General features: G+C 35.6%; 22 protein-coding genes. 6 read left to right on the top strand and 16 right to left on the bottom strand.

Features of this window, described 5'->3' with window-relative positions; translation table 11 throughout:
* Nucleotides 1-528 precede the first annotated feature (528 nt).
* The 4 genes from lepA to gpr all read right to left on the bottom strand — a co-directional run bounded on the left by lepA (nt 529) and on the right by gpr (nt 5382).
* Nucleotides 529-2337, bottom strand: coding sequence for a translation elongation factor 4 (lepA, locus tag ACY9Z2_RS04420; RefSeq protein WP_463608409.1), 1809 nt, complete (start codon nt 2335-2337; stop codon nt 529-531).
* A 350-nt stretch (nt 2338-2687) separates the two neighbouring features.
* The gene (locus tag ACY9Z2_RS04415) at nt 2688-3002 is read right to left on the bottom strand and encodes a hypothetical protein (RefSeq protein WP_463608408.1); all 315 of its coding nucleotides are present in this window, start codon (nt 3000-3002) and stop codon (nt 2688-2690) included.
* Nucleotides 3003-3005: 3 nt separating this feature from the next.
* Nucleotides 3006-4187: a stage II sporulation protein P gene (gene spoIIP / locus ACY9Z2_RS04410; RefSeq protein ID WP_463608407.1), complete on the bottom strand. Its 1182-nt coding sequence runs from the start codon at nt 4185-4187 to the stop codon at nt 3006-3008.
* 97 nt (nt 4188-4284) lie between these two features.
* Nucleotides 4285-5382 carry a GPR endopeptidase gene (gpr, locus tag ACY9Z2_RS04405; RefSeq protein WP_463608406.1) on the bottom strand — a complete coding sequence of 366 codons (1098 nt, stop codon included), beginning with the start codon at nt 5380-5382 and terminating at the stop codon, nt 4285-4287.
* 172 nt (nt 5383-5554) lie between these two features.
* Here gpr and rpsT point away from each other — a divergent pair, with 172 nt between their 5' ends.
* Nucleotides 5555-5821: a 30S ribosomal protein S20 gene (gene rpsT, locus ACY9Z2_RS04400; RefSeq protein ID WP_463608405.1), complete on the top strand. Its 267-nt coding sequence runs from the start codon at nt 5555-5557 to the stop codon at nt 5819-5821.
* A gap of 131 nt (nt 5822-5952) precedes the next feature.
* On the opposite strand, the gene holA is transcribed toward rpsT, so the two are convergent.
* Nucleotides 5953-6975 carry a DNA polymerase III subunit delta gene (holA, locus tag ACY9Z2_RS04395; RefSeq protein WP_463608404.1) on the bottom strand — a complete coding sequence of 341 codons (1023 nt, stop codon included), beginning with the start codon at nt 6973-6975 and terminating at the stop codon, nt 5953-5955.
* Between the two features lie 277 nt (nt 6976-7252).
* Between holA and ACY9Z2_RS04390 the strand changes: the two genes are divergently transcribed.
* Entirely contained in the window at nt 7253-7387 is a 135-nt protein-coding gene (locus ACY9Z2_RS04390) for a YqzM family protein (RefSeq protein WP_463608403.1), read from the top strand.
* Nucleotides 7388-7596: 209 nt separating this feature from the next.
* Here ACY9Z2_RS04390 and ACY9Z2_RS04385 read toward each other — a convergent pair whose 3' ends face one another.
* From ACY9Z2_RS04385 to ACY9Z2_RS04335, 11 genes are all read right to left on the bottom strand, one after another.
* Nucleotides 7597-9879, bottom strand: a complete 2283-nt coding sequence (locus ACY9Z2_RS04385; protein ID WP_463608402.1) for a DNA internalization-related competence protein ComEC/Rec2 — start codon at nt 9877-9879, stop codon at nt 7597-7599.
* 21 nt (nt 9880-9900) lie between these two features.
* Nucleotides 9901-10461, bottom strand: a complete 561-nt coding sequence (locus ACY9Z2_RS04380; protein ID WP_463608401.1) for a ComE operon protein 2 — start codon at nt 10459-10461, stop codon at nt 9901-9903.
* 1002 nt (nt 10462-11463) lie between these two features.
* The gene (locus tag ACY9Z2_RS04375) at nt 11464-12057 is read right to left on the bottom strand and encodes a helix-hairpin-helix domain-containing protein (protein WP_463608400.1); all 594 of its coding nucleotides are present in this window, start codon (nt 12055-12057) and stop codon (nt 11464-11466) included.
* Between the two features lie 123 nt (nt 12058-12180).
* Nucleotides 12181-12936, bottom strand: a complete 756-nt coding sequence (locus tag ACY9Z2_RS04370) for a class I SAM-dependent DNA methyltransferase (RefSeq protein WP_463608399.1) — start codon at nt 12934-12936, stop codon at nt 12181-12183.
* Between the two features lie 3 nt (nt 12937-12939).
* Nucleotides 12940-13296: a ribosome silencing factor gene (rsfS, locus tag ACY9Z2_RS04365; RefSeq protein ID WP_463608398.1), complete on the bottom strand. Its 357-nt coding sequence runs from the start codon at nt 13294-13296 to the stop codon at nt 12940-12942.
* On the bottom strand, nt 13297-13872 hold the full coding sequence (yqeK, locus tag ACY9Z2_RS04360; protein WP_463608397.1) for a bis(5'-nucleosyl)-tetraphosphatase (symmetrical) YqeK: 576 nt from the start codon (nt 13870-13872) through the stop codon (nt 13297-13299).
* Nucleotides 13850-14428 (bottom strand): nicotinate-nucleotide adenylyltransferase, encoded by a 579-nt coding sequence (locus ACY9Z2_RS04355; protein WP_463608396.1) that lies wholly within the window; start codon nt 14426-14428, stop codon nt 13850-13852. The genes yqeK and ACY9Z2_RS04355 overlap by 23 nt, the downstream gene beginning before the upstream one ends.
* Before the next feature lie 11 nt (nt 14429-14439).
* Nucleotides 14440-14730, bottom strand: a complete 291-nt coding sequence (yhbY, locus tag ACY9Z2_RS04350; protein WP_463608395.1) for a ribosome assembly RNA-binding protein YhbY — start codon at nt 14728-14730, stop codon at nt 14440-14442.
* Nucleotides 14731-14736: 6 nt separating this feature from the next.
* The gene (gene aroE, locus ACY9Z2_RS04345; RefSeq protein WP_463608394.1) at nt 14737-15573 is read right to left on the bottom strand and encodes a shikimate dehydrogenase; all 837 of its coding nucleotides are present in this window, start codon (nt 15571-15573) and stop codon (nt 14737-14739) included.
* A gap of 11 nt (nt 15574-15584) precedes the next feature.
* On the bottom strand, nt 15585-16685 hold the full coding sequence (gene yqeH / locus ACY9Z2_RS04340) for a ribosome biogenesis GTPase YqeH (RefSeq protein WP_463608393.1): 1101 nt from the start codon (nt 16683-16685) through the stop codon (nt 15585-15587).
* The gene (locus ACY9Z2_RS04335) at nt 16685-17203 is read right to left on the bottom strand and encodes a YqeG family HAD IIIA-type phosphatase (RefSeq protein WP_463608392.1); all 519 of its coding nucleotides are present in this window, start codon (nt 17201-17203) and stop codon (nt 16685-16687) included. The genes yqeH and ACY9Z2_RS04335 overlap by 1 nt, the downstream gene beginning before the upstream one ends.
* A gap of 512 nt (nt 17204-17715) precedes the next feature.
* Here ACY9Z2_RS04335 and ACY9Z2_RS04330 point away from each other — a divergent pair.
* The 4 genes from ACY9Z2_RS04330 to ACY9Z2_RS04315 all read left to right on the top strand — a co-directional run bounded on the left by ACY9Z2_RS04330 (nt 17716) and on the right by ACY9Z2_RS04315 (nt 22208).
* Nucleotides 17716-17856: a sporulation histidine kinase inhibitor Sda gene (locus ACY9Z2_RS04330; protein WP_463608391.1), complete on the top strand. Its 141-nt coding sequence runs from the start codon at nt 17716-17718 to the stop codon at nt 17854-17856.
* Between the two features lie 202 nt (nt 17857-18058).
* Complete coding sequence (locus tag ACY9Z2_RS04325) at nt 18059-20395, top strand: Na+/H+ antiporter subunit A (RefSeq protein ID WP_463608390.1); 2337 nt, start codon at nt 18059-18061, stop codon at nt 20393-20395.
* On the top strand, nt 20396-20734 hold the full coding sequence (locus ACY9Z2_RS04320; RefSeq protein ID WP_463608389.1) for a Na(+)/H(+) antiporter subunit C: 339 nt from the start codon (nt 20396-20398) through the stop codon (nt 20732-20734). It abuts the gene before it with no gap.
* Nucleotides 20727-22208 carry a Na+/H+ antiporter subunit D gene (locus tag ACY9Z2_RS04315; protein WP_463608388.1) on the top strand — a complete coding sequence of 494 codons (1482 nt, stop codon included), beginning with the start codon at nt 20727-20729 and terminating at the stop codon, nt 22206-22208. Before ACY9Z2_RS04320 ends, ACY9Z2_RS04315 begins: the two co-directional genes overlap by 8 nt.
* Nucleotides 22209-22210: the final 2 nt, after the last annotated feature.

The following is a 22210-nucleotide window of genomic DNA, read 5'->3' as shown; positions in this document are numbered from 1 at the left end:
GTCATGCTGAAAAGCTACTTTTACAAATATTGTCGCTCATTATTTGATGTTTATTGCGAACTAGTGAAAATTCATGTTAATAATAACTACATTGTTGATTTTCCGCTCCGACATGGCCGGTGAAGTAACATTTTCGAGTATACAGGCATGAATACCTGCAGGATATTAGCTAGCGGACACACGATTCCTTATTTGTGAAAAATAAGGGTAAAAGCGGTTGTTATCGGACTCAGGATGCCTTATTTAGGTAAAAACAGTTGAAAATCACGTTTTTTAGCTAAATAAGGCATCATGTGTCCGTTAATCCTCAAAATAAAGCTAAAAAAGGGAAATAAGGAATTCTGTGTCCGATACCAAGCAATGCCCTTACCAGAATGTTTAGTTTGCAGTTGGTGTAAAAAGGAATTAGTGAAATAACTAGTGTTCAATAGCAGTTCCGTAAATACACTCTGCTTACTGTAAAAAGAAAAGGGACAAACTTTTTCGTTGTAATTTACCCGAGAAAGTTTACCCTTTATTAGTAAAAAATCAATCATCGTTAATTTTTAATACTGCCATAAATGCTTCTTGTGGCACTTCGACTGACCCTACCATTTTCATCCGTTTCTTACCTTCTTTTTGTTTTTCTAACAATTTACGTTTACGTGAAATATCTCCACCGTAACATTTGGAAAGTACATTTTTCCGCATTGCTTTAATCGTCGATCGAGCTACAATTTTATTTCCAATTGCTGCTTGTACCGGAACTTCAAATTGTTGTCTCGGAATTAGATCTTTTAATGTATCTACAATTTGTTTTCCACGATCGTAAGAAAAATCTTTATGAACAATAAACGACAGTGCATCTATCGTTTCGCCATTTAACAGAATATCCATTTTTACAAGCTTTGATGTTCGATAACCGATCAATTCGTAGTCAAAGGATGCATACCCTTTTGTTTGCGATTTTAATTGATCAAAGAAATCATAAACTATCTCCGATAATGGGATATGATAGACAACATTAACCCGTACATCATCCAGATACTCCATATCAACAAATTGGCCACGTTTTTTCTGCGAAAGTTCCATTACCGTCCCAACATAATCATTCGGAACCATAATTGTCGCCTTCACATACGGCTCACGAACTTCTTGAATTGATTGCGGATCTGGAAGCTCTGATGGGTTATCCACTTCGACTAGCTCTCCATCTGTTTTTTCAACCTCATAGATAACACTAGGAGCAGTAGTGATTAACCCGATATTAAATTCTCGTTCAATCCGCTCTTGGATAATTTCCATATGCAATAGTCCAAGAAATCCGCAGCGGAAACCAAATCCTAATGCTTGGGATGTTTCAGCATCGTACTGTAAAGAGGAATCATTTAATTCTAATCTTTCTAATGCCTCACGTAAATCGTTGTACTGATTTGAATCGATAGGATATAGACCGCAGAATACCATCGGATTTAATTTCCGATAACCAGGCAACGGACTATCTGCTTGGTTTTTTGCAAGTGTAATGGTATCCCCTACGCGCGTGTCCCCTACATTTTTAATAGAGGCAGTTAAATATCCTACATCTCCAACAGTTAACTCATCTTTTTGTAATGGCTTAGGAGAAAAAACACCTACCTCATTTACTTCAAATTCCTTACCAGTCGCCATCATCTTTATCTTATCCCCGACTTTGACAGAACCTTCTTTCACACATACATAGGCAACTACTCCGCGGTACGCATCATACAATGAATCAAAAATCAATGCCTTTAGCGGATTTTCAGCGTCACCCGCAGGGGCAGGTATAGCTTCAACGATTCTTTCCAAAATTTCATCGATTCCAACACCTTCTTTTGCCGACGCTAATATAACATCGTCAGGATCAATACCAATCACATCTACTAACTCCTGGGTTACGCGATCCGTGTCTGCGTTTGGTAAATCGATTTTATTTATAACAGGTATAATTTCTAGTTCGTTATCTAGTGCTAAATATACATTTGCTAGTGTTTGTGCTTCAATACCTTGTGCTGCATCTACAACTAATATAGCACCTTCACAAGCTGCTAGACTTCGTGAAACCTCATATGTAAAATCTACATGCCCTGGTGTATCAATTAAATGAAAAATAAATTCTTCTCCAGCATTACTTGTATAACTCAATTGAACTGCATTAAGTTTTATTGTAATACCACGTTCACGTTCTAGATCCATTGCATCTAGAAACTGCTCTTTCATTTCTCGCTGGGTTAATGCTTTTGTATTTTCTAAAATTCGATCTGCCAATGTTGATTTACCATGGTCAATATGGGCAATGATCGAAAAGTTTCGAACGTTACGTTGTTTTTTCACCATTAATGATGTTCACTCCTACATTTAGTACCACTCATAAAGTTAAAGTGTTCTTTTTTACGTCATATACTAGGATTGATTATAGCAATTGATAGTAAGACATTCAATCATTAAATAAACCCTCTTCCTTTTGGTCGAAAAGAAGAGGATTTATTTCGTACATCCTATTTTTAAATAGACTGTTTACTTAAGTGGTTAATTTGACACATAATCCATAGAATTCAGTAAGACTGATTAACGCATTAAGTAGACTTTCTACCATCACAGCCCGAATATACTTCGCTTTTCGGATCGGAAATCAACGTTGCATTGATATCGCTTATCGCTAAAGCAACAAATTTTATAAAATGGGCCTAGTAGAACAATTGAACAATTTGATAAAGTATTTGAACGATTATCTCATAAAATCCTTTTACTATACCTTCAATGAATGAAGCCATTTTCTGTGTGAAATGAATTGGAGCCTGCTTGTATTCGCTATTATCGGGACTGATCGTTTCACCTTCTACCGGAACTGTAACTACTTCAACTTCTTTTTGTTCTGATTCGTTCACATTTAATGTTTCAACTTTCGGAGGAGAATAATCCGCCTGTTCACGTTCGACACCGAACAACATACCTGACATAAAAAACAAAACTAACAGTAACAGCACGATAATCGATTTCATGAATTATTCCTCCTTTACCTCTGTCGAAACTTTTTCAGCATCGAAATAAAAGTCACTGAACACATCAGCTAGAGCATCTGCAGATCGGTATAATTCTTCTAAATTATTACCGTATCCACCAAACTCAAATATTAATGAATTAGCAGATAAATCTTGATTATACACTCCATTGTAGCCTGGTCCTTCATTTATAATTATTCCTCTACTTAAACCTGGGTATTGTTCTTCAATCATTTTTTCTAGTTTAACAGCAAAATTCATATTTTCTTGAGCATTCTCGTTTTCTCCACCTATAACAATCGCGATTCTAGCATAAGATTTCCCGTTAATTTCAGTAGTTGTGACCTCTCTCGGTTGAGCATCCCGGTGTATATCAAACACGTATTTTAAATTTTCATAAGAAGCAAATGCCTCCTGTACAAAATCTCTTGATACATCGTATGCCTGCCATCTTTCCATTTCCCTCTTTTGTAATAATTTCGTAAAATCAGTTTGGCTAACTCTTGCTCCAATACCATTTTCCTCTAATGATTGTGCAAGTCGATCGCTTACCTTTGTTACATTAACCTCATCATGGAAAGAAAAGTCTGGATTATCTACTTTCGGTAGATGTGGTAGAAAAGATTCTCTATTATGTGTGTTATAAATAAAAACAACATTTTCTTCAATCTGTTCAGGCTGTTGATTATCAGTCGATTTATCTTCGGAAGGCGCAGGTTCTTGCACTTCCGCTTCTCTCTCTTTTAAAATATCATCAAGTGGAGGAGGTGACTCAATCGGGAGATTGGTATAATTTGTGCCCTCTCCAGCCACTAAAATACGATTATTATATGCTGAAAAGCCTGGTACTTCTTGACCTAATAAACTTCTCACATCATGTGGTTTTACACTGGTCGTTAACTCAAATAGAGTACTTGATAGATTTGGCATTGATTTATCGTTTGGAAAGGCTCCCTTAAATGCTCTATTTTCCATTCCTAGTAAATATAAGAATGTTGTGTCATCCACCTTGCTAGTCCATTCCGTAAGTGTCTGTGACGAAAAGCGATATGCTGGGGCAATGGATGTTAAAACCCCTATTGAAACAAATAATAATAAAATACAGAGAATGTATACTCCGCCTTTTTTATAAAAAGGAACGAATAAACGTTTTCTTGAGTTGTTTGAGTTATCAGAGAGTTTCATTGTTCCATCCTTTCTGAAGACAGTGACATATAGTAAATCTATGACTTGTCTTCAGAAAGTAGAACCTTAATCTCTTAATTCTTACAAAGTAACAGTTTTAACGTGTATAAGCAGAAAAGTTCGTTACATCAACAGTCTCGTGGAGGGCAGCGTTGATACCAGTTGCAACCAACGTAGCCATATCCTTCATGAATCCATCTACTTCTTTCGGTGTAACCATTAAGTTATGCCCAATTGGTGTTAAAACCTCTTTTATTAGCGATCGTTTTTCCTCTTCTGATAGATTTCCGACTATTCCTAAAAAGGTCTTTCTTTTTTCATCATCCGGTAAGTCTTCTTCGGTAAATTTTTTTTCACCAAATGTCATACTGGCAGGAGCTAATGATTTCGACGGGTTATCCTTTTCATGCCATTCTCTCCCAAAATGCTTTAATAAGAAATCAATCGTATCACTAGTTATTGTTGCAGCATCTACCACTGTTGGAACACCGATAGCAAACACCGGAACGCCCAATGTATCCTGGCTAATTTCTTTTCGTTTGTTTCCTACACCTGATCCAGGATTAATACCAGCATCCGAAAGCTGTATTGTCTCATTCACACGCTCAATTGACCTAGAAGCAAGCGCATCAATGGCTATTACAAAATCCGGCTTAAATTTTTCCACAATACCAAATATAATATCACTCGTTTCCATACCTGTTATCCCCATGACCCCTGGTGTAACTGCTGCTACAGAACGATATCCTTCTGAAACAGATTCATGTTCTAGATTAAACAAATGACTCGTAACAAGTACTTTTTCTACTGTCATTGGTCCAAGAGCATCTGGTGTTACATTCCAGTTACCTAATCCAACAATTAAGCCTCTTGCATTTGGTGAAAGATTGTTTTTCTCTAGGAGTTGTTCTAATTCTTTTGCAAGCAATGTTGCTGCGTTTTCCTGTCTAGTCGTATCTTGTCTTTTCACACCATCAGCATATAATGTGACATATGTGCCTGGTCTCTTATCAATTATCTTTGCTCCAGTTTCATCTATTTCCACATAAGAAATTTTAATATCGTTTTCCGTTCGTTCGGTTATTTTGATTCCTTTCATCTCATCGACTTGTGTATTTTCTTGTTCCACATACATATCTTTTGCTTCAATTGCTAAATCGGTTCGCACTTGGAATTTTTCATTTGATTTGGTCATAACTAGTTACCTCCATATTTATGTTGTAATAGTTCCTTATTTATAGACTTCACATGAATAGTAAAAATCATACAAATTATGCGCTGAGCGAAGATAGCTATTGAAAACGGGGGCTAGCTCTGATAAAATATCAATGGTTCTATATGAATCGTTGTTATTAGGAGGTGAAATAATGGCTAATATTAAATCTGCAATTAAACGTGTAGGTGTCAACCAAAAGAAACACGCTATGAATCAAGCTTATAAATCTGATATGCGTTCCCAAATCAAACGCGTTGAAAAATTAGTTGAAGCAAACGATGCAGAAAATGCAAAAACTGCACTTCAACAGGCTACTAAGAAAATCGACAAAGCAGTTCAAAAAGGGATTGTCCATCAAAATAATGGGAATCGCCAAAAAGCACGCTTAGCTAAGAAAGTTAACCAACTAAGCGCCTAAATTTCTTATATGACCAACACAAAACGATCCCATTTCAGGATCGTTTTTTAGTTTATGAGGTCAAAAAGCATACATAGACCTTATAAGAAATCTCGGCACTCGCTATAAGGCGAATGCCGAGATTTTCTAAACTATTTTATTTTTGTTAAATCATATAGAAGTAAGTCAAAGGCAAGTTCCTTTTCCATCTTCCCTTGTTTCATATTTGTGTCAGCTTCTGTTAATTTATTGATGTATGAAGATAATTGACCAGTCGTAAATTTACTTTCTCTTGATAACGCTATTTTTATGACATATGGATGTATCCCCAGTTGCTTTTGCATTTGGCCCTGACTGTAACCTTTTTGTTTTAAAAGCTTTACCCGGAAAATAGTGCGAAATTGGTATGCGAGCAGTGCTACCATTGCAATAGGTTCTTCTTTCATTTTTAAAAGATCACGGTAGATGGCAATTGCCTTTTTCAAATCCCTTTCAATAACTGCATCCACTAATCTTAATGATGAATTATTCAGTGAATGAGAGGTCAGTAATTCCGCGTCTGCTTTTGTAAGTCGTCCTCCTTCACCTACATATAAAGCAAATTTCGTCATCTCGTTTTGTAACAAATGAAGATTTGCCTCAAGTTCCCCTTCAATGACTTCATAGGCATCAGGCTCGATGCTGATCCGTAATTCATCAGCAATAGTTTTTATCCACTTATGCAGTTCGTGCTCTTTGATTGGTTCACACTGAGCAACAGTAGCATGTTTTTTGAGTAATTTCGTTATCTTTTTCCGTTCATCAACCTTCTCGTATTCCGCAATTATAATAATAGTCGAATAATCAACTGGATTCTCTATGTACGACTGGAACACTTCTAAATTATGGTCAAACGGGACTTTATTTGGTTTCGCTTTTAGAAATGAAGGATTACTAGCGATAACGACTTTATTTTCTCCAAACAATGGATAAGTCTCTGCATCAGCAATAACCTCTTGTATTGGCGTTTCATCTAAATCAAAAGTTGATAAATTATCCATATCGTTACTAGGCAATACAGAATCGATTATCTGTTTTTTTATGTCTTGAATAAAATAAGGTTCTGTTCCATATAAAAAATATATTGGCGAAAGGATACCTTTCTTAATGTTTTGTTTCATAGTTATTAACGACATGTTTCTCACTCCAATTATGTATATACATAATCCTAAAGTGAAAAAGATGGAATAGCAAGGAATTTTAGAGGGAATCTAATCTAGATTCCCTCATTTATATAAACGTTTGGTAATTAGCCCCGGGAATCTAAACACCAAACGATATTTGCTTAATTTTAGATTAACCAGTAAAGTAAAAAGTATAGTTGTTAACTCTTTCTAAAAATGGAGTAATGAAATTAATATGGATTTTTTTAAGCATTTATTTTATACTATAAATGATATAGGAGGGATAGCTGTGAATGAATTTGAAAAAGACGTTCAGTCGAAAAATAACGATGTTGTCGATTCTGGCCTAGGATTCGTCTACTCATTTGTTTTCTTTGTCGTAATTTTCTTTATTGGAGTACTTGTAAACTTTTTAGCTCAGTAATTGATGTATGCTACATAAAGCGAAACTTCTTGTTGGAGGTTTTTGTACCTAATGAACATTTATACCAAATGGTTTGTTCAGGTTCTCCTCCACCTAAAAATATTATCGTTTACCCCAATTCCGGGGGATACTGACCATTAATGAAGATAATAATAGGGGTAAAAAAAGAGACTGAACGCGGACAGTCTCTTTTTTCAATCTAATGTACTTTATGGTAAAAATTTTGAAAAGGTTCCTTCATTTTTTGTAAATTTGAACTGTACTGCACCATCTTGATCCGTTCGGAGAATCATTGCTTCGTTCAATGTATGAAGTACAGCCTTTGTAGGATGACCATAACTATTATTTTTACCCACTGATATTAAGGCAAATTTAGGCTGATACTGTTGGATAAATCTATCCTCTGTGGATGTGTCACTCCCATGATGGGCTACTTTTAATACATCAATTGGTAAATTGGGATAATTTCTTATAATTTCTTCCTCCGTTTGTTTATCGATATCCCCTGTAAACAACCAATTTTCTCCTCCCATTTTCATATGGAGAACTAATGAATTCGCATTGGTTTCATTCCTGTTTGTATGCGGAGAGATTATCTGAATAGGATACTGATGTAAATTGAATTCAGTACCAGCTATTAGTCGTTGAACCTTGATATGCTTCTTCTCAAATCGCTTTCTTGTATCTTCAGGAAATTGATAAAACTCGCTTATATAAATACGATCTACTTTTATTTCATTAACTAAATAGGGTACACTACCAACGTGATCCGCATCCTCATGCGAAAGAAATATTGCATCTATTTTTGAAATACCATTTGAATATAAATACGGCTTTATTACTTGTTCATACATTATGTCGGTTGCTTGTTTATCTTCAAACGACATTTTCGCGCCCGCATCAATCAAATAAACCCCTTTTCGATACGGAAGTTCAATCACAAAGCTGTCACCTTGGCCAATGTCTAACATTGTTACAGTTCCATAAGGTGAAAGGTATGGTCGAATCGCAACGAGTGTAATCAAACCAACAATAAGACAACCCAATTTTAAAGACCGTTTATTTTTACCAAGTTGAATCGAATTCATTAACAATAAAAACAATACATAATAAATAATCACACTATAAAAAGGCATCGCTCCTAATATGTAAGGAAAATACGCAATGTCATCAATAAAGTGGATCAAATTAATAAAAAACCGATTGATTGTTTCAAAAATTATATTGAATATCATTAGAATTGATGAAGGTAGTGGACATAGTAGCAGGATAAAGAACATAAATGGAATCACAAAGAAAGAAAAGTACGGTACAACAAGTACATTAACTATGATCGATAATGGTAATAACGTATGGAAATAAGCTAATTGCAGTGGAATAATCATCATTTGTGAAACAAAGCTAATTTGTAAACTGATGAATAAAGGGGACTTCGTTGACCCAATCCATTTTCCGGAAAGCAGTAACCCGAGCGTAACTAAAAAAGATAACTGAAAACCTACGTGGTAAACAATATATTTATCAAACAAAATTAATAAGAGAAAAATAATACTCAAGACATCGGTCAAGCTATAAATAACTTTAATCTTATGCAAGATAATAAAAATCAGTACCATTAAACAAGAACGCCATACAGATGGCTCTCCCCCCGCAATAAAGGCATAAAATGGCAATATAATAACCATTAACCATTGCGCTTTTTCTCGTGATAGTATGTTCAATTTAATTAGGACAAAGTAAATAATTGAAATAATTAATGCTACATGTAGACCTGAAATTGCTAAAATGTGAGACAAATTCCAACGTTGAAATAGTTCAAGCGTTTCCTCGTCTAAGGTGGAATCGTCTCCTAAAACAAGTGCATTTAGCCAGCTCGCCGTATAGGAATCCGTTTTTGAAATGACATAATTAATGAGAGAATGTCGCAATTGAAAGATATAATTGAGGTAAGATGAACCTTCACAGGAGATGTTTTCTAATGAGGCCAAAGTAAGTTGATTACCAATTCCTTTTGACAGTAAATATGCCCGATAATCAAATTGACCAGGGTTTCGACTGCGATCAGGTAATTCAAGTAAACCTTCCAGTTCGCATTTTGCTCCATGTTTTAGGAACCCTACTTGTTTTCCCCAATCTTCATTTTTTTCCTTAAATGCATATACGATTATCTTTTTATTGGAGGTTTGTTCCTGCAGAATAAACTCAAGCTTTTTCTCAGAGTACTTTACAGGACTATAAATGGTACCTATTATCCCCCCTTTTATAGCCTGTTCATCCTCCATTGAATCAGTATCATTCACAGTTGGTATATACAAAGAAAATCCAAGATAACAGAAAAGCGATAAAATAACTGGTATTATCCCCATTTTTTCCTGTTTAAATAGATAAAAAAGCCAACTTAGTAATAATAATAAAAAAACTATATGATCAAATATAACTGTTAAAACAGCTAACAATGTAGAAAGTGCAAAAAAATGCCAATAACCTTTCATATCAACACCTTAACATGGAGGCTATGAAAATAGTCGTTTTGCTTCATTTCTATATTCCTCTATCGTTTGTTCATCATTCAACGTGTCAGCAAGTTTAGCTAATAATAATTCCACGTATGCTGCTTTTTCTGTAGGATTTACGTCGACAGCTTTCGATGCAAGTTCCACTTTTTTGGTCGTTACACCTGAATTTTTAAATAGTTCAATTGCGTACGGATCATTTTTGTAATCTGAAGCGTAGTAAACCGTCTTAATACCACTTTGTACAATTGTTTTACAACAATGTAAGCAAGGAAAATGTGTAACGTACATTTCTGCACCTTCTGTTGGAACACCAAACTTAGCACATTGTAACAATGCATTTGCCTCGGCATGTACAGTACGAACACAATGTCCATCGATAACATAACATCCTTGGTCAATACAATGATCGTCACCTGATACACTACCGTTGTAGCCCCCAGCAATAATGCGTTTATCCCGCACAATTGTTGCACCAACCGTCAATCGTTCACACGTGCTTCTTAATGCTAATAAATGGCTTTGTGCCATAAAATACTGATCCCATGAAATTCGTTCCATATTAATACACCTACTATTCTTTGAATTATTACATTTTAATTTTTTATACATTATGCTTTTTGATAATCTAAATTGAAGTAAACTGCGAACTAGTGAAAACTTAGATTTAGCGTCGAACGCTACGGAAAAACACTGCGCTTTCCGTGGGTAGCTGATGAGCCTCCTTGCCCCGGCAAGGGGTATGCCGACGTTGTCCGCAAAGGACGGTTTTAGTCGGCCTTCCTTAGCTTACGCTCTGCGGGGTCTCATCTAGGCTTCTGCTCCCACAGGACAAGGAAATCTGCCCCGAATAGGCATCGCACGAAGAAAAAGTGCTTTTCTTTTTCGAGGAGTCTCCGTGTTTTTCCTTCGCTAACATAGTTGTTGATTGGAGCGTAGGACAGTTGACTCCTGCGGGAAAAACAATATTTTTCTGCGAGGAGTGAAGCATCAATGAATCTCCTTGTAACACGACGAGCAACGGCTGAAGACCCCGCAGGACAAGGAAAGCTTCCTCGAATAAGCATCGCACGAAGAAAAAGTGTTCTTCTTTTTCAAGGAAGTGGTTTTCTTCCGAGGAGGCTGAAGCGTTGCCCGCGGAAAGCGACTGTCCGGAGCGGGAATCAACCTAGCACTTAATTAGTTCGCAGTTTACGTATAACTGAGAAAAAATTAAGATTACTACTAAAATATTTAAATAAGCGGACACTAGATGCCTTATTTGCCTAAAATTAGGGTAAATGGGGTTGTTATCGGACTCAGGATTCCTTATTTGGGTAAAAACAGTTGAAAATCATGTTTTTTAGCTGAATAAGGCATCGTGTGTCCGTTAACCCTCAAAATAAAGGCAAAAAAGGTAAATAGGGCATCCTCAGTCCGATAGTCGCTAGCCCTCTACTCAGTTCGTAGTTTACGGAAATTGCGTCAAAACGATAAATTTATAAACTCAACCTTTCATTAAGTTTACATGCAAAAAATTACACACGTCAATGGGGAAAACTTGGTTTTGGCACTCTTCAAGAACTATGGTACTTGAATAAAGTCTTTCAAATTCTCAAGAGTTTTCTCACCAATCCCTGGGACATTTAACACATCTTCTATCGATTGAAAATAACCCTTTTCTTCCCGGTACTGGATAATCGCTTGCGCTTTCGCTGGTCCAATACCATTCAATTGCTCAATTTCCTCTTGGGAGGCATGATTCAGATTGATCTTTTGTGGGTTTGTTGCCGTATCGACACCAGAAATTATTGGTGACTCGCCTATTTTAGGTACGACCACAACCATTTCATCGTGGACTTTTTGAGCCATATTTATTACGGTTTGATCGGCTTGTTTTGTAAATCCGCCAGCAATCTGAATAACTTCTTCTACTCGAGCTTTACTCGAAACTTCGTATACACCCGGATTGTTTACTTCACCTTTAATATCAACATATGCAATGGTTGTTTCTTCAGCTTGGGAGCTATTATCCTTAATTGGGGTTTCAATAGGTTTGACCTCAATACCTTTTGCTTGGTCAGATTTTTCATTAAAAATAAACAGAAACAGAACTACTGCAACTCCAAGTACGATAAAAAATAGATTATTTTTGATAAAACTTAGCAACGGGGTCACTTCCTTTGTTTGTGAAGGTAAAATCGTGGTTTCTGGAGAGGGAAAAAATGGTTAGTAATTATTATACAAATATTCGACGCGTTTTGACGAAATCCTTCTAAAAAAATAAAGATCGGGAAAAAATTATTTCCCCGATCTTTTTTCTGCAACAAAGAAAATACGTTCTGAATTTTCTTCTAAGCTGCACTCTTTATTTGAAAAATCTCCAAATACATTTCGAATGTATAAATTATTTTCTTTCAATAGACCCTGGTAGGTTTCTAATGGAAAGGTTCGCTGGTGATGATACTCATCAAATCGTGAATAACCAGTATCTGATGAAACGAAAAAAGTTAAGTCATGATACATTTCACCTGAGTCCTCACCTGGTGAGCAAAACCAAATAGAAGATAGATCATCGTCAACAGTTGCGAAAGTTTGATTGACTAGATTATGTTCTACGTGATACATAGAGTGAACATCAAATATAAAAATTCCATTCTCTTTTAACATGGTAGATATGTTGGTAAACACAGCTTTTAGTTCTTTCTCTGTTGTAATATAGTTTATAACATCACAGAAACTAACTACTGCGTCAATATTACGCAAACCATGTAACGAACGTAGATCTTGATGAATCCAATGGGCATTAACTTTTTCTTCATTAGCTCGTTGTTCAGCAAAACTTAACATATCAACTGAATAATCTACACCAGTCATTTGGAATCCGAGCTTTGCTAGTCTGGTTGTTATCTGACCTGTACCACACCCAAGATCGACAACTTCATTGATTGGAATAGTCGAATCTCGGAAAATTTCATTTGCTAATTTTGCCCATTGATCGTACGGTGCTTCATTCATGAGCTTATCGTACAACGTTGCCATTTGTTGATATGCCATACATTAACCTTCTTGTTCTACACTCAGTGGAACTCTTGTAGCATCTCCCCATAAGCGTTCCAGATTGTAATACGTACGTTCATCTTTATGAAACACATGGCAAACAACATCGCCAATATCGACCAATATCCATCTTGCTTGCTCGTAACCTTCAAGTCGTTTCACGGAAAGTCCATTCTCCTCTGCCGAATCTTTTATAGATCGAGCGATTGCTTGAACCTGACGCTCGTTTGTTCCGTGGCAAATTAAAAAGTAGTCAGCTACAAGCGATACTTCTCGCATATCTAAAGCTATAATATCTTCAGCTCTTTTATCATCACTTGCTTCTGCTACTAGTTGCACAACGTCTTTGCTATTCATTTAGTTAAAACCTCCATTTAATTGTGTTAAGAAATAATTATACGCATGAAATGAATCTGGATAAATTGTTGCGTTTCGTGAAATCAGAAATTCAATTGTATTTCGTGATACCATCCAACATGCATGAGTTAAATTTTCCTGAGCCATATCCCGAACTTTTTCAATACCTGGAAAAGCTCTCCCCGGTTCGATATAATCCGCTAAAAAAAGTACCTTTGCTAATTTTCCTAAACCTGATTTACCCGTAGTATGATACCGAATTGCTTCACACACTTCTTGGTCCGTTATCCCAAATTGTTCAGCTACAACTACAGAAGCAACTGGTCCGTGCCATACTTCATGATGATAATCTAATAAATCGTTAGGTAAATTGCTATTTATTATAAATTGTTTCATTTCTTCAAGAGGTCGAAACTTAGCGTAATCGTGAAATAATGCAGCCAACTCAACTTTTTCCTTTGATACGTCATATTTATCTGCTAGTACAACAGCCGTTTCTGCAACACGTATCGTATGCTCAAATCGCGCTTCAGTTAAAGCAGGTTTTATTATTTCAATAGCTTCTTCTCTTTTCATACAACCTCTTCTCCTTTATAAAATCCCTAACTGCTTCTGGTATAAAGTATTTTGTGGATTTATCATCTACCAACCTTTCTCGCAATAAAGTAGACGAAATTTCAATGTATGGAATATCTACATAATTTACTGGATAAATTGAATCTAATTTGGATCCTATTCGTTTGACACCAACAAAAGATACCATATCAACTAGTTCATCAATCTTGTACCACTTCGGAAGGTACTCAACCATATCGGCTCCAATAATAAAATAGAAACTATCGTTAGGATATTCATTCTTTAATATCTTTAGTGTATCAAAGGTATAGGATTTACCTAAACGATCTACTTCTATTGTATTCAATTTAAAGTAAGGATTGCATGAAATTGCTCGTTGAACCATTTCAACACGATCACTAGCATGAGTGAAAGCTCTATTTTTATGCGGAGGCTCCTGTGAAGGGATAAACCAGATTTCTTCTAAGTTCAAGGATATCCGTACTTCTTCAGCAATAATTAAATGGCCAATATGTGGCGGGTCAAATGTTCCTCCCAATATGCCTACACGTCTCATGATTTACTCCTTTATGGCAATTGAATTTGTTTATTCTCAGTTGATTCTTTATATAAAACAATATTATTTCCAATGATTTGTACCAACTCGGAATTAGTACCTTCTACTAGCTCTGTTGCAACTACATCTTTATCTTCCATGCAGTTCTGTAAAATACTAACCTTAATAAGTTCACGTTTCTCAAGTGCTTCCGAGATTTGTTCAACCATATTGTCATTCACACCTATTTTTCCTACTTGGAATATTGGTTTAATCTGATTAGCTTTTGAACGTAAAAAACGTTTTTGCTTGCCTGATAACATAAATCTTCACCCTTTCAATTTTTGTAGTAATTCTTGTTCCATTGCATTAATCGTAACTAATTCACCTGTCCATAGTTCAAATGCATATTGTGCCTGATAAAGCAGCATCAAGTGTCCATAGTGGATTCTTGCGCCAGCTTCTTTTGCATCATCCAAAAACGCCGTACTCACCGGCTGATAAACAATGTCACTAACAATATTGTTTTTTGAAAAACAATTCCTTACATTAATAATTTTTTCATTTGATTTCATACCAATAGATGTAGTTTGAATGACAATATCGTAATGATTTAATTTCTTTTCCGCTTCGTCAAGCGACAGAATGTTTGTGTAGTCTAGTCCATACTTCATTTTTAACGATTGTGCAGCTGTTTTTGTGCGGTTTGCGATATCTACATTATTGTAACCATAATGATAAAGTGTATAGACAATTGCTCTTGCAGCTCCACCAGCACCTATTACAAGTATGCTTTTTTGTTTTTCTTGTTCTAATTCAGGATACATCTGTATCAAAGAACGTAAATACCCAACACCGTCTGTATTATAGCCAATCCATTTTCCCTCTTTATAAACGATTGTATTAACTGCACCAATGGAAATTGCTTGTTGATCCATCTCATCTAAATATGGAATTATCTTTTTTTTATATGGAGCAGTAATATTAAATCCCATAAGCTTTTTCTTTCTTACTTGCTCCACCTGTTCTTCAAATGATTTATCTGGATCAATCTCATACAATCCATAAGTTCCCTTCAAATTAGAACGCTTTAAAAATGTTTGGTGAATCCACGGTGACAGTGAATGGCTGATAGGATAGCCAATTAATCCAAAATTGAACTCCATACATATCCCCCTTAAATCAATGAGTTCCTAATGGAAACTGCAACTGACTTAGGACTATGTACCACAACTGTTGTATCTGGTGAAGCAATTGTAATCCATCCTAGCCCCGGAATCACAACATCCACCTTTTCCTGTTTTGTTCGAAAAGTACTCTTCTCAAAAGTTGGCATTTTTTCCATTGTTTTTTCATCGGGCGGTGACAATAATTCACCCAAATGATCTTCATAAAGCTTATCAGCATTTTCAAGTTTGGTTCGATGGATAGATAATTGATTGGAAAAATAACAAACAAATGGTTGTCTCTCACCTTTAACAAAATCAATCCGGGCTAGTCCTCCAAAAAATAACGTTTGACCACTATTTAACTGAAACACTCGTGGTTTAATTTCCTTTGAGGGCGTTATAATCTTCAAATCGTCTTTAGAAACATAATGGGCCATCTGCTGTTTATTGACAATACCAGGTGTGTCAATTAACACAGATTGATCATCCAATGGAATTTCAATAAATCCAAGCGTTGTTCCTGGAAAATAGGAAGTTGTAATGACATGTTTGTCACCAGTTGTTTGCTGGATTAGACGATTAATAAACGTTGATTTCCCAACATTCGTCGTGCCAACTACATATACGTCTTCGTTATTTCTGAACCCTTCAATTGCTTCAGTTAGTTCACTTAATCCATGGCCTTTAATGGAAGAGATAAGAAATACATCCTTCACTTTTAACCCTGCATCTTTCGCGGATTTTTTTAGCCAATTAATAAGTTTTTTTCTATTTGTTGATTTAGGTAAGAGGTCCACCTTATTCCCTACTAAGATGATTGGTTTATTCCCGACTATACGAGCAAGACTTTGAATCATGCTACCACTGACATCAAATATATCAATCAAATGGACAACCAAACCGTTCACATTACGTATTTCACTTACCATCTTTAGAAAGTCGTCATCTGTTACAGCTACATCCTGAATTTCATTATAATGCTTAAGTCTAAAACAACGTTTACATAACAAATTATCATTACCGAGGCTGGATTTGGGTGTATAACCTACATCGTTTGGGTTTGTTGTTTGAATATCAGCACCACAGCCTTGACAGTATAATTGTTCCATTATTGATCCTCCCAAGTAATCTTACCTTTTTTTCGCATGTAGTTTAGTATTCGTCGTTCAATTTTACGGTTAAATTGTGTAATTCTTCCATCTGTTTGTACAATGGGCACAACTAAAATCGTGTAAAATCCCGCAAAGTTACCACCCAACACATCTGTTAAGAGTTGGTCACCAATTACAACAATTTCATCTTTTTTTAATCCCATTTTTTTAGCAGCAGTTTTAAAAGCTCTACTTAATGGTTTTCTAGCACTAAACACAAAAGGGGCGTCAAGTGGTTCAGAAAAAATCTTTACACGCTCTTGTTTATTATTTGAAATTATCATTATTTTTATATCGTGATCTTTCATTTGTTTAAACCATTGGATGACCTCAGGCGTAGCATCTTTCACATCCCACGCAACTAATGTATTATCAAGATCTGTAATAATTCCATTTATACCTTTTTGCTTAAGTGTTGCTGGATCGATATCGAATACACTCTTAACATGTTCATTTGGTAAAAAATTCTTTATCAACGTTCACACCTCATTAATAGTATAGAAAAGTAAAGGCGACGGCTTAGTAGCGTACAACTAGTTAGGCAGATGAACAATTGGAGGCTTGCCCTATGTTTATCATGACTAACTAATTGCAAAGACTAAAGGCCGTAGCTAGACAATTTTTAATAAAGCCAATTTCGACTTAATGTCTAAGATAGTTATTATATAATAATCGTATACCAATTTACCATATAGATAAAGTAGTATCGAAATTTGTCTATCTACTGTAAACCTATGTACCAAGCAATATTGCTCCGAAATATGCCAAAAACCGTTCGACAATTTCCCCTAATTTTCTCATTGTGGATAACTTTGTTAACATTATAAACACTTATAAAACAGGCATTACGACATATTTTTTCGATTTATGCACAAGTTATCTACAGGCTCATGTAGATAACTCAGACCTTGTCCTGATAGGGTTTTCGTGGTAAATTTAATTTACATTAACGATGAACGACCGAAATCTTTTAAGGAGGGCTCTATTCATGAATCATTTATCTGACGAATTGTTATTAGAATCTTACCATAAAGCACATGAATTAAAGCTTAGCCCTGACTTTATTTATTTAATAGAGAAGGAAATTCACAAAAGAAGATTAGCTCATCGTATGAAACAGCCAGGTTAGAACAAATTAATTAAATCATACTTCCGATAATCGATGCTACTCTTGTCATTTTTATGAATGATAAGGGTTTTTTATTTTTCCCAGAAGAAACTTGTGATAAGCTATTTTTGAGCACTATAATCTTCTTTTACATATTTGCTATGATGCCTTTATACTAATGTGAAAATTATAGTTATTTCTATTTAAGGAGGAATCCCATTAGATGATTTTTGCTGTACTACTTCCACTTCTATTTGCCTGTTTCATTCCGCTTTTAGGTAAATTGAAACATAAAATACATACCGGTGTATTCGTTTTATTTGTTCCATTAATCATATTTCTTTATTTCATCCAATTTATAGGGTCTGGTTTTACGCCAGTTAGACAGACCTATCAGTGGATACCTTCCTTATCAATCAATTTTGACTTTTACCTTGATGGCTTAAGTCTTTTATTCGTTCTACTGATAAGTGGAATTGGAGCACTAGTTGTTTTGTATTCTATTTACTATTTAGATAAAACGGAACGACTGGGGCATTTTTATGTCTATTTAATCCTATTCATGGCTGGAATGCTTGGCGTTGTCTTATCAGATAATGTTTTTGTTTTGTATACATTCTGGGAGTTAACTTCTATCTCATCATTTCTTTTAATTGGTTACTGGCACTTTAATGAACGTTCTAGATATGGTGCATTAAAATCAATGCTAATCACCATTTTTGGCGGATTAAGTATGTTTGGTGGATTTATTCTACTCTCGGTTATTACAGACACTACTAGTATTCAAGCAATGATCGACCAGAAGGAAATTATTTTAAACAGTCCGTATCTACCTTTAATTCTAGGGTTTCTGTTACTTGGAGCATTTACTAAATCTGCACAGTTCCCTTTCCACATATGGTTACCAGATGCAATGGAAGCACCTACACCTGTGAGTGCTTATCTTCATTCGGCAACAATGGTTAAAGCAGGCCTCTATCTAGTAGCGAGATTTTCACCAATCGTATCTAGCTATGAATGGTTCTTTATAATCGTTACATTGGTCGGGATTGCAACGCTTTGTTGGGGATCTTACATGGCGGTTAGACAAACAGATTTAAAAGCAATACTAGCTTTTTCAACTATTAGCCAGTTAGGTATGATTATGGCTATGCTTGGTTTCGGCACTAAGATAGCTGTTTTTGCAGCAGTATTTCATATTTTAAATCATGCAACATTTAAGGGTAGCCTTTTTATGGTGGCAGGCATTGTCGACCATGAAACAGGCACACGAGATATTCGGAAATTAGGTGGTCTGCTTACATTTATGCCGATCACAGCTACGCTTGCTTTATTTGGCACATTTTCGATGGCGGGAGTTCCATTGCCATTTTTAAATGGATTCTATAGTAAAGAATTATTCTTTGATGCTAGTTTACATTTAAATGATGATGTCGGTGCAATTGCTAGCTTTTTAATTGACATCGTACCAGTATTAGCTGTTTTAGGTAGCATTTTTACATTTGTCTATTCCATGTACTTCTTTTTTGGGGTATTTTCAGGACAGAAAAAAGAAAAGCAATTGCCTAAGAAACCACATGAAGCACCAATTGGAATGTTACTTTCACCAATCGTATTGGTTGGATTAGTCATTATCATTGGACTATTTCCTAACCTATTCAATGGTACGTTTTTGGCTCATGCTGCGGAGGCGATTAGTGGTGAAGCAATACATTATCATGTTGCCTTTTGGCATGGTGAAATTCAGACTCCACTAATTATGTCTATAATAGTTATTGTTGTTGGAACAATCCTATTCCTTACTCGTAAAAAATGGGACAATGTGTATCGCGCTATTCCTGGAAAATTAAGCTTAAACAAAGCTTATGACGGGCTTGTTGAACGTATTGATAACTACTCACATTATGTTACAAATTTTTATATGACTGGATCATTAAGACTATATGTAGCCATTATTTTGGGGACTACTTTCGTTGTTACCTTTATTTTCATGGGTATAACTGATGGTCTTACAATCCAACCAGACAATTCAGCAGATATTACGATCATTGAAGTTTCTGTTGTTGTGGTAATGGTTCTTGCCGCATTTGGAACTATTTTTGCCAAACACAATGTTGCCGCAATTCTTATTCTTGGTGTAGTTGGATATGGTGTATCGTTACTATTTGTTATTTATCGTGCACCTGACTTAGCATTAACTCAACTTGTTATTGAAACTGTAACAGTAGCATTATTCTTACTCTGCTTCTACCATCTACCAAAGTTAGAAACAAGGAAGGAACCAGTTTCGACCAAGTTTGTTAATATCGTAATATCGGTGGGATTTGGCGCAATGATGACGCTTATTGGAATTTCAGCTCACAGTAGCCATTGGTTTGATACAATAGCTGATTACTTCCTAAAAACATCTTACTCTTTAGGTGGCGGACATAATGTCGTTAACGTAATCTTGGTTGATATGCGTGGACTTGATACATTATTTGAAATTACAGTACTTGGGATAGCAGCTCTTGCCATTTTCAGCCTTATTAAAATCAAGGTGAAAAAGGAGGCAGAATAAATGGAGATTATTATTTGTATTTTAGCAGGATTATTATTTGCAACCGGCATTTACAACCTCCTTCAAAAACAATTATTACGAATCATTATTGGGACTGCACTTTTATCGCATGGTGCGCATCTATTTATTTTAACAATGGGTAAGTTAAAGACCGGAAAACCTCCTATCCTATCAGAAGGAGTTAGCGATTACACTGATCCGTTGCCACAAGCGTTAATACTAACTTCGATTGTTATAAGTTTTGGAGTTACAAGTCTATTACTAGCTTTGGCTTATCGGACAGCAAATGAAAACAAAACAGATAACATGGAACAATTAAGGGGTAACGAAAATGAGTAATTTAGCAGTACTGCCTATAATCATGCCACTACTTGCGGGGATTATCCTTGCCTTCTTTCCTAAGAAGGTAAAGTTAACCCGCACACTGACAAAATTATTTGCTGTTACTAATCTTCTAGTAGTGACTTACATTGCATGGCAAGTAATTACTAATGGAACAATTATACTTGAAACAGGTAATTGGCCGGCACCATACGGCATTATTCTTGTTGCAGACCCGTTAGCGATTATTCTTGTATTAACAACGAATATTATTACGACTGCATGTGCTTTTTACGCTGCACATTCTATGTCGTTAAAACAAGAACAACACTATTTTTACACGTTTATGTTCTTGATGGTAACGGGTATATCTGGTGCCTTTTTGACTGGAGATATTTTCAACTTATTCGTTTTCTTTGAAGTATTTTTAATGGCCTCCTATGCACTAATTGTTTTAGGGGGTGGAAAGGTTCAACTGCGAGAATCGATTAAATATGTTTTAATAAATCTCTTTTCATCCATTCTTTTTGTTACGACCGTTTCCTTTTTATATGCTGTAGTGGGAACGGTAAACATGGCACATATTGCAGAACGTGTCCAAGAGGTTGATCAAAAAGGTATTCTGACTGCTATTGGAATATTGTTCTTTTTCGTTTTTGCTACAAAAGCAGCTTTATTTCCACTGTATTACTGGATGCCAAAGTCATATATAGTACCAAATCCTGTAATATCAGCATTGTTTGGTGCATTACTTACAAAAGTAGGTATTTATTCGATCCTACGCGTCTTTTCGCTTATCTTTATTTACAAGCTAGACTTGACGCATCAAATGTTTATCTGGGTAGCAGGTATATCCATGATATTTGGTGTTATAGGCGCTCTCTCGACAAATAATGTAAAATTAATTATCGCGTACAATATTATTCCTGCAATTGGGTTTATCATTATGGGCATTGGCGTTTTTAATCAAGATGCAATGAGTGGTTCTGTCTATTATTTAATCCATGACATGCTCATTAAATGTGCTTTATTTTTAATTGTTGGGGCAATTGTGTATGTTGCTGGTACATCTGACTTACGGAAAATGGGAGGGCTGATTCACTATTACCCTATCTTAGGATGGCTATTATTTGTTTCAGCGTTTATTTTGGCCGGTATCCCTCCATTTAGTGGATTTATTGGTAAACTCTTGTTATTGAAAGGTGCATTAGCAGATGATGAAATTGCAATTGTCATTATCGCACTGGCATCTAGTCTATTAATTCTTTACTCAGTTATGAAAATATTTATTAAAGGTTTCTGGGGAGAAAAAAATCCTGCATTTGAAGTGGAGCGAAAATCAATCAAAGGAAGAATTGGTCCAATTGTCTTTTTATTAGCCTTTTCTGTTATTCTAGGTGTAGGAGCAGAATTTATTTATCCTACTATAGAAAGTATTTCGTCCTATTTATTAAACCCAGAATTATATATCGATTCGGTTTTAAAGGAGTAATG

It is taken from the genome of Virgibacillus sp. GM2-2 (genome assembly GCF_055329585.1).
Note: the sequence above shows the minus strand (reverse complement) of the source record. Positions and strands in the feature narration are given on the sequence as shown.